14 protein-coding genes are annotated in these 15,916 nt (G+C 65.0%); 10 read left to right on the forward strand and 4 right to left on the reverse strand.

Annotated features, from left to right (window positions below):
• Positions 1–88: 88 nt before the first annotated feature.
• From AC3WJM_RS22110 to AC3WJM_RS22145, 8 genes are all read left to right on the forward strand, one after another.
• A complete protein-coding gene (locus AC3WJM_RS22110) occupies positions 89–493 on the forward strand; it encodes a tautomerase family protein (RefSeq protein WP_492272955.1) in 405 nt (134 codons plus the stop codon).
• A gap of 209 nt (positions 494–702) precedes the next feature.
• Positions 703–1,728: a 5-dehydro-2-deoxygluconokinase gene (gene iolC / locus AC3WJM_RS22115; protein WP_492272956.1), complete on the forward strand. Its 1,026-nt coding sequence runs from the start codon at positions 703–705 to the stop codon at positions 1,726–1,728.
• Positions 1,725–2,654, forward strand: a complete 930-nt coding sequence (locus AC3WJM_RS22120) for a Cgl0159 family (beta/alpha)8-fold protein (protein WP_306962947.1) — start codon at positions 1,725–1,727, stop codon at positions 2,652–2,654. Before iolC ends, AC3WJM_RS22120 begins: the two co-directional genes overlap by 4 nt.
• Before the next feature lie 20 nt (positions 2,655–2,674).
• Entirely contained in the window at positions 2,675–4,603 is a 1,929-nt protein-coding gene (iolD, locus tag AC3WJM_RS22125) for a 3D-(3,5/4)-trihydroxycyclohexane-1,2-dione acylhydrolase (decyclizing) (protein WP_492272962.1), read from the forward strand.
• Positions 4,604–4,647: 44 nt separating this feature from the next.
• Entirely contained in the window at positions 4,648–6,159 is a 1,512-nt protein-coding gene (locus AC3WJM_RS22130) for a CoA-acylating methylmalonate-semialdehyde dehydrogenase (protein WP_492272957.1), read from the forward strand.
• Between the two features lie 115 nt (positions 6,160–6,274).
• Complete coding sequence (locus AC3WJM_RS22135) at positions 6,275–7,186, forward strand: sugar phosphate isomerase/epimerase family protein (RefSeq protein WP_492272958.1); 912 nt, start codon at positions 6,275–6,277, stop codon at positions 7,184–7,186.
• 38 nt (positions 7,187–7,224) lie between these two features.
• Positions 7,225–8,238 carry a Gfo/Idh/MocA family protein gene (locus AC3WJM_RS22140; RefSeq protein ID WP_492272959.1) on the forward strand — a complete coding sequence of 338 codons (1,014 nt, stop codon included), beginning with the start codon at positions 7,225–7,227 and terminating at the stop codon, positions 8,236–8,238.
• An 8-nt stretch (positions 8,239–8,246) separates the two neighbouring features.
• Positions 8,247–9,119, forward strand: a complete 873-nt coding sequence (locus AC3WJM_RS22145) for a sugar phosphate isomerase/epimerase family protein (protein WP_059388172.1) — start codon at positions 8,247–8,249, stop codon at positions 9,117–9,119.
• Positions 9,120–9,141: 22 nt separating this feature from the next.
• On the opposite strand, the gene AC3WJM_RS22150 is transcribed toward AC3WJM_RS22145, so the two are convergent.
• The 4 genes from AC3WJM_RS22150 to AC3WJM_RS22165 all read right to left on the reverse strand — a co-directional run bounded on the left by AC3WJM_RS22150 (position 9,142) and on the right by AC3WJM_RS22165 (position 13,539).
• Positions 9,142–10,800 (reverse strand): SulP family inorganic anion transporter, encoded by a 1,659-nt coding sequence (locus AC3WJM_RS22150; RefSeq protein ID WP_284989652.1) that lies wholly within the window; start codon positions 10,798–10,800, stop codon positions 9,142–9,144.
• The gene (locus tag AC3WJM_RS22155) at positions 10,797–11,177 is read right to left on the reverse strand and encodes an ArsR/SmtB family transcription factor (protein ID WP_284989653.1); all 381 of its coding nucleotides are present in this window, start codon (positions 11,175–11,177) and stop codon (positions 10,797–10,799) included. The genes AC3WJM_RS22150 and AC3WJM_RS22155 overlap by 4 nt, the downstream gene beginning before the upstream one ends.
• Positions 11,178–11,344: 167 nt before the next feature.
• Positions 11,345–12,364: a sugar phosphate isomerase/epimerase family protein gene (locus AC3WJM_RS22160; protein WP_492272960.1), complete on the reverse strand. Its 1,020-nt coding sequence runs from the start codon at positions 12,362–12,364 to the stop codon at positions 11,345–11,347.
• On the reverse strand, positions 12,361–13,539 hold the full coding sequence (locus AC3WJM_RS22165) for a Gfo/Idh/MocA family protein (RefSeq protein ID WP_492272961.1): 1,179 nt from the start codon (positions 13,537–13,539) through the stop codon (positions 12,361–12,363). Before AC3WJM_RS22165 ends, AC3WJM_RS22160 begins: the two co-directional genes overlap by 4 nt.
• Positions 13,540–13,694: 155 nt before the next feature.
• Between AC3WJM_RS22165 and AC3WJM_RS22170 the strand changes: the two genes are divergently transcribed.
• Together AC3WJM_RS22170 and AC3WJM_RS22175 are read left to right on the forward strand one after the other, a co-directional pair.
• Positions 13,695–14,705, forward strand: coding sequence for a LacI family DNA-binding transcriptional regulator (locus AC3WJM_RS22170; RefSeq protein WP_306962933.1), 1,011 nt, complete (start codon positions 13,695–13,697; stop codon positions 14,703–14,705).
• 171 nt (positions 14,706–14,876) lie between these two features.
• Positions 14,877–15,872 (forward strand): substrate-binding domain-containing protein, encoded by a 996-nt coding sequence (locus AC3WJM_RS22175; RefSeq protein ID WP_284989657.1) that lies wholly within the window; start codon positions 14,877–14,879, stop codon positions 15,870–15,872.
• Positions 15,873–15,916: the final 44 nt, after the last annotated feature.

Here is a 15,916-nt window from a genome sequence, read left to right on the forward strand (position 1 = left end):
GGTGGGGAGGGGCGTCATTGTCGCTAGAGCTTGTGGCACGATTCGATAGTTTGTTAGTATGTCAGGACAAACTATCGAAGGAGAGCAGATGCCCCTCGTCCGCATTGACGTCAACGAAGGCCGTACGCCGGAGCAGCTCGGTGAACTCAGTAAGCGAATCCACGACGCCATCCTCGCCGAGTACGGCATCCCCGAGTGCGACTACTTCCACATCATCACCGAGCATCCCGTGGGCCAGATCGTTGCGCAGGATGCCGGACTCGGCTTCGAGCGAAGTTCCGGCGTGGTCATGATCCAGATCTTCACCCAGGTCGGTCGAAGTCGCGAAGCCAAGCAGTCCTTGTTCGCTGCCATCGCCGCCCAGCTCGGCGAGATCGGCGTCCCTGGGGAGGATGTCTTCCTGGGGTACGTCGAAAACACTGCCGATGACTGGTCCTTTGGCTTCGGCAGGGCCCAGTATGTCACCGGCGAACTTGCCGTTCCCGCGCGGTAACTCAGCGTTTTGGAGCGGATTTAGGTCCATATCACTGCGCAGTTTAGGCTATTACGTTTCGTTGTAAATATGTCAGTACAAACCTTTGACAGGACATGAATTCTGGTGCAAAGTAGTGGTTGTGGCCCCGCTCACTGCGGGCCGGCAAAAGCACTGGAGCTCTCACCGTCCCGCAAGAAGAGTTCACTACAGAAAGGTCCGCGATCACCGTGACCCACGAACTGCTCACCATCGGGCGCATCAGCGTTGATATCTACCCGAACGACATCGGTGTGGGACTGGAGGACGTGCAGTCCTTCGGCAAGTATCTGGGCGGCTCGCCGTCCAACGTGGCCGTTGCCGCCGCCCGCCACGGCCGCCGATCCGGCGTGATTACGCGCACCGGTGATGACCCTTTCGGCATTTACCTGCACCGCGAACTGCGCAAGTTCAAGGTCGACGACGTGTTCGTCACCCCGGTGCCGGGCCTTCAGACCCCGGCCACGTTCTGCGCGATCCAGCCTCCGCACGATTTCCCGCTCTACTTCTACGGCCGTTTCCCGACGGCGCCGGACCTGCAGATCAAGGCCGAGGAACTGGACCTGGAGGCCATCAAGGACGCCGGCATCTTCTGGTCCACCGTGACCGGTCTCTGCCAGGAACCGAGCCGCTCGGCCCACCTCGCGGCCCACGAAGCGCGCCCCCGCACCGGACTCAAAGAGGGCCAATACACCATCCTGGACCTGGACTACCGGCCGATGTTCTGGGCTTCCGAGGACGAGGCCCGGGCCGAGGTCGCCAAGATCCTGCCGCACGTCACGGTGGCCATCGGCAATGACAAGGAATGCGCTGTCGCCGTAGGTGAAGGAACCCCGGACGAGCAGGCCGACCGCCTCCTCGCGGCCGGCGTCGAGATCGCGGTCGTCAAGCTCGGCCCCGAAGGCGTCATGGCCAAGACCCGTACCGAACGCGTCGTTTCCGCGCCGGTCCCGGTGGAGACCGTCAACGGCCTGGGCGCGGGCGACTCCTTCGGCGGGGCCTTCTGCCACGGATTGTTGTCCGGCTGGCCTTTGGCCCAGGTCCTGGACTACGCGAACGCAGCCGGCGCGATTGTCGCCTCACGCCTCTCGTGCGCGGACGCGATGCCGACGCCGGAGGAGGTCACCTCGTTGCTCGCCGAACGCGGCCGCCTGACGCCCGCCGGCACCGACGCAGCAGCTTCCCACGCAGCAGTTTCCGAAGGAGCAACACGTTGAGCTTCAATGACGACCCCCGCCGTTACGAGCACCTGAGTGCCATCCGGCTTGAAGATCCCGACGCCGTTGCCCGCGCCGCCGCCGCACGTCGCCGCCACCCGGGGCTGAAGTACGGGACCCAGAACTTCATCGTCGCGGCCGACCACCCGGCCCGCGGCGCCCTCTCCGTCGGCTCGGACCCGGTGGCCATGGCTGACCGCCGGGAACTACTGGACCGCTTGCAGATCGCTTTGGCGAATCCCGCCGTCGACGGTGTGCTCGCGAGCCCGGACATCATGGACGACCTGCTCCTGCTGGGGGCACTTGAGGGCAAGCTTGTCTTCGGTTCGATGAACCGAGGCGGGCTGGCCGGACTGGTCAACGAAATCGACGACCGTTTCACGGGCCATACCGCAGCGGCCCTGGACGCCCTGGGCGCCGACGGCGGGAAGATGCTGACCCGGATCTGCCTCGGGGACCCGGACACCGCCAACATCCTGGAAGCCACGGCCAAAGCCGTCGACTCCCTCGCCGCGCGCAAGCTGATCGCCATGGTGGAGCCTTTCCTGTCTGTCCGGGAGGCGAACGGCAGGGTCCGCAACGACCTTTCCCCGGATGCCGTGATCAAGTCGATCGCGATTGCCGAAGGACTGGGCTCGACGAGCGCCTACACGTGGATGAAGCTTCCCGTCGTGGACGAGATGGAACGGGTCATGGCGGCCACCACGCTGCCCACGGTCCTGTTGGGTGGGGACCCGGATGCGGGCCAGGACGAGGTCTTCGCCAGCTGGCAGGCCGCCCTTGCCCTGCCGGGAGTCCAGGGATTGACTGTGGGACGGACCCTTTTGTATCCGGCCGACGGGGACGTGGCCGGGGCCGTTGCTACCGCCGCCTCGCTCTTGAAGACGCCAGAGCTGCTGAAGACACCTGCGAAAGTATCGGAGTAAGAGTAATGTCAACGCGCAGAATGACGGTCGCCCAGGCGGTTGTCGAGTTCCTGTCCAAGCAGTACACGGTGGACACCGTCGGCGGGAGCGAGTACCGGGAACGCCTGATCCCGGGCACCTTCGGGATCTTCGGACACGGCAACGTCGCCGGTGTGGGGCAGGCCCTCAAGCAGTACCAGCAGCTCGATCCGAGCATCATGCCGTATTACCAGGGCCGCAACGAGCAGGCCCAGGCGCACCAGGCTGTCGGCTACGCCCGGCACACCCGCCGCCGCCAGACGTTCGCGATCAGCACCTCGATCGGCCCGGGTTCCTCGAACCTGCTGACCGGCGCGGCGCTGGCCACCACCAACCGGCTGCCTGTCCTGCTTCTGCCGTCCGACACCTTCGCCACCCGGGCCGCGGACCCGGTGCTGCAGCAGCTCGAGCTGCCGTACGCCTACGACATCACGGTCAACGACGCCTTCCGTCCGCTGTCCAAGTTCTTCGACCGGGTGTCCCGGCCCGAGCAGTTGTTCTCGGCCTTCCACCACGGCCTGCGCGTCCTGACGGACCCGGCCGAGACCGGCGCGGTCACCATTTCGCTGCCGCAGGACGTCCAGGCCGAAGCCTTGGATGTCCCGGAGGAATTCCTCGCCGAGCGTGAGTGGCGGATCCGCCGCCCCGAGGCCGACGACGACGACATCCGCCGCGCCGCCGAGGCCATCCGTGCCGCGAAGCGCCCTTTGATCATTGCCGGCGGCGGCGTCCTGTACGCCTTCGCGAACGAGGAACTCGCCACGTTCGCCGAACTGACCGGAATCCCGGTGGGCAACACCCAGGCCGGCGTCGGCGTCCTTCCGTGGGACCACAAGTTCTCGCTCGGAGCCATCGGCTCCACGGGCACGACGGCGGCGAACGCCATCGCGGCCGAAGCTGACTTGATCATCGGAATCGGTACCCGTTACGAGGACTTCACGACGGCGTCGCGCACTGCTTTCCAGAACCCCGACGTGAAGTTCGTCAACATCAACGTGGCCGCGATCGACGCGTACAAGCACGGCACCGTACTGCCGATCGTCGCCGATGCCCGCAAGGCCCTCGTCAAGCTCAACGCAGCCCTCGGCGGCTACCGTGTCGGCGCGGACCTCGAGCAAACGATCGCGGCCGAGAAGAAGCGCTGGAACGGCATCGTGGATGAAGCCTTCGATACCCGGCACACCCCGCTGCCGGCCCAGAACGAGATTATCGGCGCCACCAACCGGGCCATGGATGAGCAGGACGTCGTCATCTGCGCCGCCGGCTCCCTGCCGGGCGACCTGCACAAGATGTGGCGTGTCCGGGATCCGTTCGGTTACCACGTCGAATATGCCTACTCGTGCATGGGTTACGAGATCCCCGGCGGCTTGGGCGTCAAGCGCGCGGCCCTGGCCGAGGCCGCTGCAGGCGGCAAGGATCGCGACGTCGTGGTCATGGTGGGGGACGGTTCCTACTTAATGATGCACACCGAACTGGTCACCGCCGTCGCTGAACGCATCAAACTGATCGTGGTCCTTATCCAGAACCACGGCTACGCCTCGATCGGCTCGCTTTCCGAGTCGCTGGGCTCGCAGCGCTTCGGCACCCAGTACCGCGTCCTGGACAAGGAACAACACTCCTTCGACGCCGGCGAGAACCTGCCCATCGACCTGGCCCTCAACGCCGAGTCCCTCGGCGCGAAAGTCATCCGGATCGAACCGGGGGAGAAGGTCATCGCCGAACTGGAACAAGCCATCCACGACGCGAAAGCGGCACCGGAAGGCACCGGACCGATCGTCATCCACGTCGAATCGGACCCCCTGCTGGACGCGCCGAGCTCCGAATCCTGGTGGGACGTTCCCGTTTCGCAGGTCTCCGAACTCGAATCCACCCAGCAGGCCTACCAGACGTACACAGACCACAAGAACCGCCAGCGCAAGCTGCTCGGCTAGACCCCCTCAAGCTCTCTTCAAGCACCAGACAAGGAAGTCCGCACATGTCGACGACGACCACCCTGACCACCATCAAGCATTTCATCAACGGTGTAGAAACCGCCGGCGAAGGCGACCGGAGCCAGCCGGTCTACAACCCGGCCACCGGCGCCGTGACCGCTCAGCTGCGGCTCGCGAACCGGGCGGACCTGGACGCCACCGTTGCCGCAGCCAAGGCCGCGGCCGAGAAGTGGGGCGATTTCTCCCTGGCCAAGCGCACGGCCGTGCTGTTCACGTTCCGCGAACTCGTCGCTGCCCACGTGGACGAGCTCGCCGCCCTGGTCACGGCCGAGCACGGCAAGGTCATCTCCGACGCGAAGGGCGAGATCGGCCGGGGCCTCGAAGTGATCGAGTTCGCCTGCGGTATCCCGACCCTGCTCAAGGGCGACTACTCGGACCAGGTCTCCACCGGCATCGACGTGTTCTCCTTCCGCGAGCCCCTCGGCGTCGTCGCCGGCATCACCCCGTTCAACTTCCCCGTCATGGTGCCGCTCTGGATGGCGCCGATGGCGATCGCCACCGGCAACGCCTTCATCCTCAAGCCCTCGGAGCGGGATCCCTCCGCCTCGATGCTGCTGGCCAAGCTGTGGAAGCAGGCCGGGCTGCCCGACGGTGTGTTCCAGGTCCTGCACGGGGACAAGGAAACCGTCGACGGGCTCCTGACCCACCCGGACGTGGACGGCATCTCCTTCGTCGGCTCCACCCCGATCGCCCAGTACGTCCACGAAACCGCCACCAAGCACGGCAAACGGGTCCAGGCCCTGGGCGGGGCGAAGAACCACGCGATCATCATGCCCGACGCCGACCTGGACAACGCCGCCGACCACCTGGCCGCAGCCGCGTTCGGGTCCGCCGGGGAACGCTGCATGGCCATCTCGGTCGCGGTCGCCGTCGGCGACGCCGCGGAGCTGCTGGTCAAGAAGGTCGAAGAACGTGCGCTGGCCGTGAAGGTCAAGAACGGCACCGAGCCCGACGCCGAGATGGGCCCCGTCATCACCCCGGCTTCCAAGGAACGCATCGTGCGGATCGTCACCGAAGCCGAAGCCGCGGGCGCGGCGATGGTCGTGGACGGCCGCGATTTGGTGGTCCCCGGCCACGAAGAAGGCTTCTGGGTCGGCCCCACCGTGATCGACCACGTCAAGACCGAAATGACCGCCTACACCGAGGAAATCTTCGGACCCGTCCTCGTCGTCGTCCGCGTCGAGGACCTCGATGAAGGCATCAAGCTGATCAACTCCAACCCCTACGGCAACGGCACCGCGATCTTCACCTCCTCCGGCGCCAACGCCCGCAAGTTCCAGCGCTCCGTCACCGTGGGCATGGTCGGCATCAATGTCCCCTTGCCGGTACCCGTGGCCTACCACTCCTTCGGCGGCTGGAAAGCCTCGCTCTTCGGCGACAAGCACATCTACGGACCCGAAGGCGTCTCCTTCTACACCCGCGGCAAGGTCATCACCTCCCGCTGGCCCGAACCCACCCACGCCTCCGGCGCCTCCTACAACTTCCCCTCCAACTAGTCGCCACCCAACTGACTCGCAATAGATGTCGTTTTGGGCCCTCATAACGACAACAAATGCGAGTTAGTTGGGCTGCGGCCCCCGGTCGGGAGCAATCAACGTTAAGGATTGAGCAATGACAGAGAACAAACTCATCATCGGCACGGCCCCGGACTCCTGGGGCGTCTGGTTCGCGGATGACCCCAAGCAGACCCCGTGGGAACGCTTCCTGGACGAAGTGGCCGAGTCCGGCTACAAGTGGATCGAGCTGGGCCCCTACGGATACTTGCCGAACGACCCTGCCCGCCTCGCCGAGGAGCTCAAGCAGCGTGACCTCAAGGTCACGGCGGGAACGGTCTTCACGGCCTTCCATCGCGGTGCCGCACAGTACGAGGAAGCCTGGGAGCCGGCACGCAAGGTGGCTGAGCTGACTGCAGCCATGGGCGGCGAACACATCGTGGTCATTCCGGCTATGTGGCGCGACGACGTCACCGGCGAGGCCGTGGAGAGCGGGGAGCTGTCCCAGGATCAGTGGAACGATCTGTTCGCCGGCCACAACCGCATGGGCAAAGTGCTGCTGGAAGACTTCGGGCTCAAGCAGCAATTCCACTCCCACGCAGATTCCCACGTCGGCGCCCAGGCCGATATCGAAACGCTTCTGGCGTCTACCGATCCCCAGTACCTGAACCTGTGCCTGGATACCGGGCACGCGGAATACTGCGGAGCGTCCAGCCTGGAACTGATCAAAAACTACCCGGACCGGATCGGCTACCTGCACCTGAAGCAGATCAACCCGGAAGTCTTGAAGAAGGTCAACGAGGAGAACATGACCTGGGCCGCTGCCAACCTGGCCGGTGTCATGACCGAACCGCCGAACGGACTGCCGGATCTTCGCGCAGTCATCGAAGCCGTTGAAGGACTTAACCGCCCGATCTTTGGCATTGTGGAACAGGACATGTACCCCGTGGCCTTCGACGTCCCGATGCCCATCGCCAAGCGCACCCGAAACTACCTGCTCTCGTGCGGCTCCCGCACGGTTGTCAACTAACGCTACCTCTCAAGCACAAACAACCAAGGACAGAAACAATGACTGACATTCTCCGCGTGGCCGTCATCGGCGCAGGCCGCATGGGCGCCGACCACATCAAGCGGCTCAGCACCCGCATCCACGGCGCCGAGGTGGCCGCCGTCGTCGACGTCGACCTCGCCCGTGCGCAGGCCGCCATCGCAGGGATCGACGGCGCCGTCGCCCTCGCCAGCGCCGATGAGGCCCTCAACAACGGCGACGTCAACGCCGTGCTGATCGCGACGCCCGGTTTCCTGCACGAGGGAATCCTGTACAAGGCACTGGAGAAGGACTTCCCGATCCTCTGCGAGAAGCCGCTCACCCCGGATGCCGAGAGCGCGTGGAAGGTTGTCCAGGCCGAAACGGCAACCGGCCACAAGCGCATCCAGGTGGGCTTCATGCGCCGCTTCGACGCCGAATACGCCGCCTTGGGTTCCGTGATCCGCGATCGTGAACTCGGCGAGCTGCTCATGCTCCACCACCAGCACCGCAACCCGGACACTCCTCAGGGCTTCACCAACGAGATGCTCATCAACGACTCCGTGGTCCACGAATTCGATGCCATCCGCTTCTTCACCGGTGAGGAAATCACCTCCGTGCAGGTCCGCCTGGGCAAGGCGACGCGCAACGCCCCGAACGGCCAGCACGATCCCCAGCACGTCCTGATCGAGACCGAGTCCGGCGTCCTGGCCGACGTCGAAATCTATGTGAACGCGAAGTTCGGCTACGAAGTGGCCACCCAGGCCTCCTTCGAGGACGGCATCGTGAGCATCGGTGGCGACGGCGGTCCTTACGTCCGCAGCGCGGGCCGCTGGGGCGGCAAGGTCACGCCCGGCTTCGAAGAGCGCTTCGGTGCCGCGTACGACGTCGAGGTCCAGGCTTGGGTTGACGCCGCCCGCCGCGGCGAAATCGGCGGCCCCACCGCCTGGGACGGCTATGCCACCGCTGCGTGCTGCGAAGCCGGCGTTGAGGCCCAGAAGTCGGGCGAGAAGGTCGCGGTACAGCTCAACACCAAGCCTGAGCTGTACAAGTAGGAGTGGCCATGAAGATTGCCCTCGACCCCACCCCGTTCCACCACAGCCACGGCCTGCTGGAGTTTCCGCGGCTGGCCGCCGATCTCGGGTATAAATACCTCCAGCTGACCCCGCACGCGGACTTCATCCCGTTCTTCAACCACCCGAAGGCCGACGACGAATTGGTCGGCCAGCTGAAGAAAGCCTGCAAGGACGCCGACGTCGAGATCGCCTCGGTGCTCCCGGTGCTGCGCTGGTCCGGACCGGACGAAGACGCCCGCGAGGCCGCTGTCCGTTACTGGAAGCGCGCCATCCAGATCACGGTCGATCTTGGCGTGCAGACGATGAATACCGAATTCAGCGGCCGCCCGGAAAAGGCGGAGGAGTCCGAAAGGGCCTTCTACCGTTCCATGGAAGAGCTGCTGCCGATTATCGAGCGCGAAGGCCTGGACGTCCTCATCGACCCGCACCCGGACGACTTCGTGGAGGACGGACTCGCCGCGCTGCGTGTCATCCGTGGCGTGAATTCGCCCAACATCGGCATGGTCTACGTTGCCTCCCACACGTTTCACATGGGCAACAAGCCGCTCGACATCATGCGGGCCGCGGGGGACAAGCTGCGCTTGGTCCACGTGTCCGACACCATGGACCACCACGCCTCCCACGGGCTGCGCTACATCACCAACCCGCCGGGAAACGCCGTGCGCGTCCACCAGCACCTCAAGATCGGCGACGGCGACGTCAACTGGGACGAGTTCTTCGGCGGACTCAAGGAAATCGGCTTCCTGGACAAGGACAACACCGTCATGGTGTCCAGCGTCTTCGCCGAGGACGACAACGCCAACGAGGTGTCCCGCTACCAGCTGGAAACCATGGGCAAATACATCGCGAAGGTCCAATAAGGGCGGCCGCGGCTGGACCGGTTTACGGGGTCTTGCCGGGGTTGCGTGCGCTGGCGGCGCGGGCGACGTGGCTTCGGGCGTGTTCGACGGCTGGGCCCAGTTCGGTGAAGAGGTGTTTGTGGTGGCGAAGGGAGTCCAGGACCCCCACCTGGGTGACGAGCCGAAGGTGGCGTTCCTGGATCCCTTTGATCAGCACGGTGATTCCGCGGCGTTCCAGGGCCTGGACGATGTCTGTGATGGTTCTGGCACCGGTTGCGTCCAGGATCTGCAGCTGCGACATGCGGATGATCACGACGTCGACGTTCCGGATGGCGCTGACCCGCTCCAGGACGCGCTCGGCAGCGGCGAAGAATAGTGCCCCGTCGAGCCGGAACACGGCGATGTGCTCGTCCCCTTCGTGGACCGGGCCGGGGATTTCTTCCCGGTGCACACCGCTGGACCGGACCAAAGCACGCAAGGCGAAGAATGCAGCGACGGCGATCCCGATCTCCACGGCCTCGATCAGGTCGAAGGAAACGGTGATCAGTGCGGTGACGAAGAACACGACCGTGTCGGCGCGGGTCGATCCGATCACGCTGCGCAGCGTCTTGAGGGAGACCATGCGAGTCGCGGTGACCATCAGGACCCCGGCCAAGGCAGCAAGGGGGATGCGGGAAACCGGGCCGGTGGCCAGGTACACCACGGCAAGCAGGACCAGCGCATGGGTAATGGCGGCAAGGCGTGTCCGGCCCCCGGAACGAATGTTGACCGCTGTGCGGGCGATGGCACCAGTGGCCGGCATGCCGCCGAAGAATCCGGACGCGACGGACGCGAGGCCCTGGCCCAGGAGCTCACGGTCCGCGTCATAGGGGCCGGTATCGGAGATCGACGCCCCGACCCGTGCCGAGAGCAGCGACTCGATCGCGGCCAGGGCTGCGATCGTAGCCGCGGACCCGGCCAGCGCGGTGATCGTCCCCAGGTCCAGGGAGGGGATCATCGGGGCCGGCAGGGAATCGGGCAGGGCTCCGATCCGGGTCACAGGCAGGTCGAGGAACTGCGCGGCCACAGTGGCAATGATGATCGCGATGAGCGAGCCCGGGATCCGGGGGTGGATCCGCGGTGACGCAATCATGATGACCGCCACCAGAGCCACAACGGCAACCGGCGCAAGGAACGAGGCAGGGGACACGGTGCCGATGGCCTGGACGGCAGAGATGACGGCGTTGCTGCTGGGTCCCGGCTTGGTGCCAAACGCGGCAGGGACCTGCTGAAGGAAGATGATCACCGCGATTCCGACGGTGAAGCCCTCGATCACCGGCCACGGTAGGAGCGTCACGACCCGCCCGAGTTTGAGTAGCCCGGCGGCCACCACTATCACCCCGGCAAGGACCGAGACCGCCGCCAGGGCACCGAGCCCGTGGGCCGCGATCACGGGGCCCAGAACCACGACCATGGCTCCGGTGGGTCCGGAGACCTGGATGTTGGAACCACCGAAGACGGCCGCGATCACGCCGGCGATCACCGCGGTGATCAATCCGCTGGCCGCACCCGCGCCGGAGCTGACACCGAATGCCAGGGCCAGCGGCAGCGCGACGATGCCGACCGTGACCCCGGCAACCAAGTCTCCTTTCCAGGTACCGGGCAATAGCGCGTAATCCTGCCGCCCGGGCAGCAAGGCGCGGACCGCGACCAGTAGCTTCACCGGGTGCTGGCCGCTGCGGCTGACGCGGATGCAGTCGCCTCTGAGGACTCAAGCTGCGCCCGGGTGGTGTGCAGAATGTCGTTGAGCAGCAGTCTGGCAACGGAGAGGAGTTCCGCAACCTGCGGGTAAGCGAGGGTGTAGAACATCTGCAGTGCCCGTCGCTCTCCCTTGACGAGGTGGTATCGGCGCAGCACCGACAGATGCTGGGACAGGTGCGAGGCCTCCAGGCCCGTTGCGGCCAGAAGCTCTGTCACCGACACTTCGGGCGCGGCCGACAGCAGCTCCAATACCCGGATCCTGACCGGGTGGGCCAGCCCCTTGAACAGATTGGCCTTCACCTCGTATAGCGGTGCCCGGAAATCCGCGAACTCTTCCATGATTGCCTCCCTGGCCCACACCACGAGTCTTTGCTTGACTATTTTATGGATTCATCATCCAGTGTAACAAGGGTGGGAATAGAGAGCACTGCAGGCCAACACAAGAGGGCCCCATCTCGGATGAGGCCCTCCTCTGTGGTTCGGTGAACCGGCTAGCGAGGAACCCCCTACGCCGTCACCTTCAGCGACGCTTCCAGCGCTGCGTCGGCATCCCGCAGGACCTTGGCTGCCACTTCGAGTCCTTCGATCCGGCCGAGGGAAGTGTCTTCGTGCTCGATGTTGACCAGCATGTTCGGGTCCACTTCATAGAGGGCACGCAGGAACTCGGTCCAGTAGGCGGTGTCGTGGCCGCGGCCGAGGGCAACGAAGTCCCACGCGGAGTTCTTGGGCCACTCGTTGGCCCATTCGTCGTCGCCGAGGTTGGTGCGGCTTTCCTCCGGGGAGAGCCGGCGGAAGCTGTTGTCGAGCACCCCGTAGAGGGCTGCGTTCGCGGTGTTGATGCGCACGTCTTTCGCGGCTGCCTGGAAGACCAGGGGTCCGAGTTCGCGGACCACGGCTAACGGATCCATCTGCTGCCAGAACAGGTGCGAGGCATCCAGTTCGACGCCGACGTGGGTGGCGCCCGTAAGCTCGATGAGCTTGTGGACATCTGCGGTGTTGAACACGATGTTCTGCGGGTGCAGCTCGAGGGCCACCTTGACGCCATGGTCCGCGGCCAGTCGGTCTGTCTCGCGCCAGAACTTCGCCGCGACGTCCCACTGGTAGTCCAGCACGTCCAGGGCCGCCGAGTTCCAGGCATTGACCACCCAGTTCACTGTGGTGGCTCCCGGCTCTCCCCCGGGCAGGCCGGACATGGTCACTACCCGGTTCTGGCCGAGGCGCTCTGCAAGCCGGATGGAACGGCGGATGTCCTCGGCATGCTTCTCGCCGATCTCGCGCTTGGGGTGCAAGGGGTTGCCGTTGCAGTTCAGTCCTGCGATCGCGACGCCGGTCCCCTCGAAGATCGCGAGGTAGTCGTCGCGGGCGGCATCCGAGACAAGAATGTCGTCGAAGGTGGGGACGTGGACCGCGGGGAGGAAGCCGCCGGTGTTGATCTCGATGCCCGTCAGGCCCAGGTCCGCGATGACCTTCAAGGCCTCGGGAAGCGGCCTGTCGTGCAGGATTGCGTTGTAGACGCCGAGTTTCATAGCGTGATGGTCTTTCCGTTGTTGAGTGCGGATTCGGTGACGGCGCCGAGCAGTTCCATGTTGCGGACGCCTTCGTCGAACGTGGCGCAGAGGGGGAGTGACTCGGATTCCGGAAGTCCGGCGACCTCCTCGAGGAACGCCCGGGCCTGGTAACCGAAGGCGTCGTTCTGCCCGAAGCCCACTTCGGGGGCGTCCATGGCGAGGCCGCCGGCGATGTAGGGGTGGCCCGGGCCGAGGATGACCTGGCGGTAGCCGTTCTCGTTGCCGGAGCCATCGTTGAGGAAGAGCTGGATTTCGGAGGGGCGGCGCTGGTCGAACTTCGCCGCACCGTTTTCGCAGAACACTTCGAAGTTGAGGCTGTTGGCGTGGCCGGCTGCAACGCGGGACACTTCGAAGCTGCCCGCGCCGTTCTCGAATGCTGCGTTGAAAGCAGCGTAGTCGTCGTTCTCTACGGCCTCGAAGGTGTCGCTGACAGCGGCGTGGTCGTGGCCCATGACGGCGCCAAGGGGCACAGGGCGCTTGTCGATGACGGTGCTCAGGCGACCGCCGCTGATGGACGTGATGTCGCCGCACAGGAACTCGGACACGTAGGCCAGGTGGCTTCCGACGTCGGCCAGCGCACCGGAGCCGGGACCCCCCTTGTAGCGCCAGCTCATGGGAGCGGAAGGGCTGAAGCCGTAGTCGGTCCAGTAGCGGCCGCTGAAGTGCAGCACCTTGCCGAGGACGCCGGTGCGGATCAAGTCGCGGATGTAGGCGATGCCCGGTGTGCGGCGGAACGTGAAGCCGATGCGCGCGATGCTGGAAGCGTTGCGGGCTGCGTCCGCCATGGCCCGGGCGTCCTCGATCGAGTCGCTCAGCGGCTTCTCGCAGAGGACGTGCTTCCCTGCGGCCAGGAGTCCCTCGACCACCTCGCGGTGAAGAGAGTTCGCGATGACGACACTCACGACGTCGATATCGTCCGCTTCCGCGATCGCCTGCCATGAGGTGTCATTGCGTTCGTAGCCGAAACGCCGGGCAGCGAGGGACCCGAACTCCGGGTTCACGTCGCCGATCGACACGAGGCGCACCGGCGGAAGCACGGGGCTATAAAGGGCAGACGCTGTGCGATAGGCCGCCGCGTGTGCCTTGCCGGCCATTCCTGCGCCGATGACGGCGACCCCTAGGCTCTCAGCCATTGATTTCTCCTTCGAAATTCAGCCTGGGTGTCGAGCACACCGGGGCATTTTGGAGCGCTACAATTTAGCACTGGACTTACAGCGTAATCATGTGAGTATGTCCTGTCAATGTCTTGCGAATACCCTTGACAGCAGAGGAGAAAGGTTCCCGAACCATGAGTGCCAGCAGTCCAAAAACCCGCCGCCCCACCATCTACGACGTTGCCAAGCTGGCCGGCGTCTCGCCGTCGTTGGTGTCCTTGGTCCTCCAAGCGCCGGCGAGGGTCAGTGACAAGCGCCGCGAAGCCGTCCAGGCCGCAATATCGGAGTTGGGCTACCGGCCCAGCCGAGCCGCGACCACCCTCGCGAGCAATCGGACCAAGAGCATCGGCCTGGTGATCGACGACTACCGGAACCTCTGGTTCGTGGACCTGCTGAGGGGCATGGAATCCGTCCTCTCCGATCTCGGATACCACGTCATGCTGGCCGACTCCCGGCCCGGCGAGCACCGCATCAAAGAAGCCACGGACGGCCTCCTCGCCATGCACATTGATGCGCTGGTGATCGCGGCGGAACCGAGCGAGCCTATGCTGGCGCGGACCTGGGTACCCACGGTGGTGGCCGGATGGCGCATGGGGGTGCCGAGCGGCGCCGACCTCATTACCAACGACGACGACGGCGGAGGCGGCCTGGCCGCGAGCCACTTGCTGGAGCTGGGCCATACCCGCATCGGCCATCTCTCAGGGTCCGACGGCGCGTCAGCCCATCGGCGCGCCGGTTTCCGGCGGCGGATCCAGGAGGCCGGCGTCGACGTCCTGATTGCCGAGTCCCAAGGTACTTCGGAGGAAGATGGCTATGCCGCAGCCTCCTGGCTCCTGGACCACCATCCGGACACCACCGCGATCTTCGCGGCCAATGACACCATGGCCGTGGGCGCCTTTGCCGTCCTCAAGGCCCGGGGCCTTCGCGTGCCCAACGACATTTCTGTGATCGGCTACGACAATTCCCCGCTGGCCAAGTCGAGGTACTTGGACATCACTTCCGTCGACAACCGAAGCGACGTTGTCGGCATTAATGCTGCGCACAGGCTGCTCGCCAGGATTGAAGACCCCGCCATCAAGCCCGAGCGCACCCTGATTGATCCCGTCCTGGTGGTGCGAAGCACCACGTCTCGGCCCGCCCCGTAGCCCCGATCTGAACGGTGTTCCCCGGGAGATCACGTGACCATCTCACGTAAAAACATCCTAATGTCAGGACAAAGTATTGACATCTGTGAGGCGAGTCACCATGATCTGTGTAGAGGGCTTTGAGCTCCTGCAGAGTGGCAGGGCCACAACCCCAATCAAAGGAGATAAATCGTGAAGAAGTTTTCCTGGCGGAAGGCGGCACTCGTTGCGGCCGTCGTTCCGATGATGGCTCTAAGCGCTTGTTCCAGCACGGGCGGGAAGCCAGCTGACAGCGGTAACGCCGCCGGCGGCGGTCAAGCCGTCAGCACTCCGCGTATGAAAGTCGCCCTCATCACCCACGCGGCGGCAGGCGATACATTCTGGGATATCGTCCGTAAGGGCGCTGAGGAAGCGTCCGCGAAGGACAATGTTGACCTCCTGTACACAAGCGACCCCGAAGCTGGCCGCCAGGCCCAGCTCGTGCAGCAGGCTATCGACCAAAAGGTTGACGGTATAGCCGTCACGCTCGCCACGCCGGATGCCCTCAAGGACGTCCTTAAGAAAGCAACCGATGCCGGTATCCCCGTAGTGAGCCTCAACGCCGGTGAAGGCGTCTCGGCACAGCTCGGCGCGTTCACCCACTTCGGCTCGAACGAGAAGCTCGCTGGCGAGGCCGTCGGAACCAAGCTTGCATCGCAAGGCTTCAAACACCCGGTCTGCGTGATCCAGCAGCAAGGCCACGTTGGCCTTGAGGCACGGTGTGCCGGTGTCAAGGCGAAAGTGCCTGGAACGGAAATCCTTTACGTCGATGGCAAGGACATGACTGCGGTCCAGTCCACCGCCACTGCGAAGCTCCAGGCAGCCAAGGATGCAGATGTCATCATCGGCTTGGGCGCGCCGATCACCCTCACGCTCCTCAAGTCCGTCACGGACGCCAGCAGCTCTGCAAAGGTGGCCAGCTTCGACCTGAACGCGGACCTCGCCCAGAAAATCGTGGACGGCTCTGTGATCTTCACCGTGGACCAGCAGCCGTGGCTCCAGGGCTACATGTCCGTTGACTCCCTGTGGCAGGCCAAGCGCGGCGGCTTCAAGCTCGGCGGCGGCCAGCCCGTTCTGACCGGTCCCACCATCGTGGACAAGTCCAACGCTTCCGACGTCCTCAAATTCGCCCAGCAGGGCGTCCGCTAGATCCAGGATTCTGGCCGCGGGGCGGGTGACCCCCGCGCGGCCGG

This window comes from Arthrobacter sp. FW306-1B-G06A, assembly GCF_058781765.1.

What these genes read in the sequence shown, in the direction of transcription:
- AC3WJM_RS22110 (WP_492272955.1), top strand. Translation starts at nt 89, where the DNA reads ATGCCCCTCGTCCGCATTGACGTCAACGAAGGCCGTACGCCGGAGCAG.
- iolD (WP_492272962.1), top strand. Translation starts at nt 2,675, where the DNA reads ATGACGGTCGCCCAGGCGGTTGTCGAGTTCCTGTCCAAGCAGTACACG.
- AC3WJM_RS22130 (WP_492272957.1), top strand. Translation starts at nt 4,648, where the DNA reads ATGTCGACGACGACCACCCTGACCACCATCAAGCATTTCATCAACGGT.
- AC3WJM_RS22135 (WP_492272958.1), top strand. Translation starts at nt 6,275, where the DNA reads ATGACAGAGAACAAACTCATCATCGGCACGGCCCCGGACTCCTGGGGC.
- AC3WJM_RS22140 (WP_492272959.1), top strand. Translation starts at nt 7,225, where the DNA reads ATGACTGACATTCTCCGCGTGGCCGTCATCGGCGCAGGCCGCATGGGC.
- AC3WJM_RS22145 (WP_059388172.1), top strand. Translation starts at nt 8,247, where the DNA reads ATGAAGATTGCCCTCGACCCCACCCCGTTCCACCACAGCCACGGCCTG.
- AC3WJM_RS22155 (WP_284989653.1), bottom strand. Translation starts at nt 11,177, where the DNA reads ATGGAAGAGTTCGCGGATTTCCGGGCACCGCTATACGAGGTGAAGGCC.
- AC3WJM_RS22160 (WP_492272960.1), bottom strand. Translation starts at nt 12,364, where the DNA reads ATGAAACTCGGCGTCTACAACGCAATCCTGCACGACAGGCCGCTTCCC.
- AC3WJM_RS22165 (WP_492272961.1), bottom strand. Translation starts at nt 13,539, where the DNA reads ATGGCTGAGAGCCTAGGGGTCGCCGTCATCGGCGCAGGAATGGCCGGC.
- AC3WJM_RS22170 (WP_306962933.1), top strand. Translation starts at nt 13,695, where the DNA reads ATGAGTGCCAGCAGTCCAAAAACCCGCCGCCCCACCATCTACGACGTT.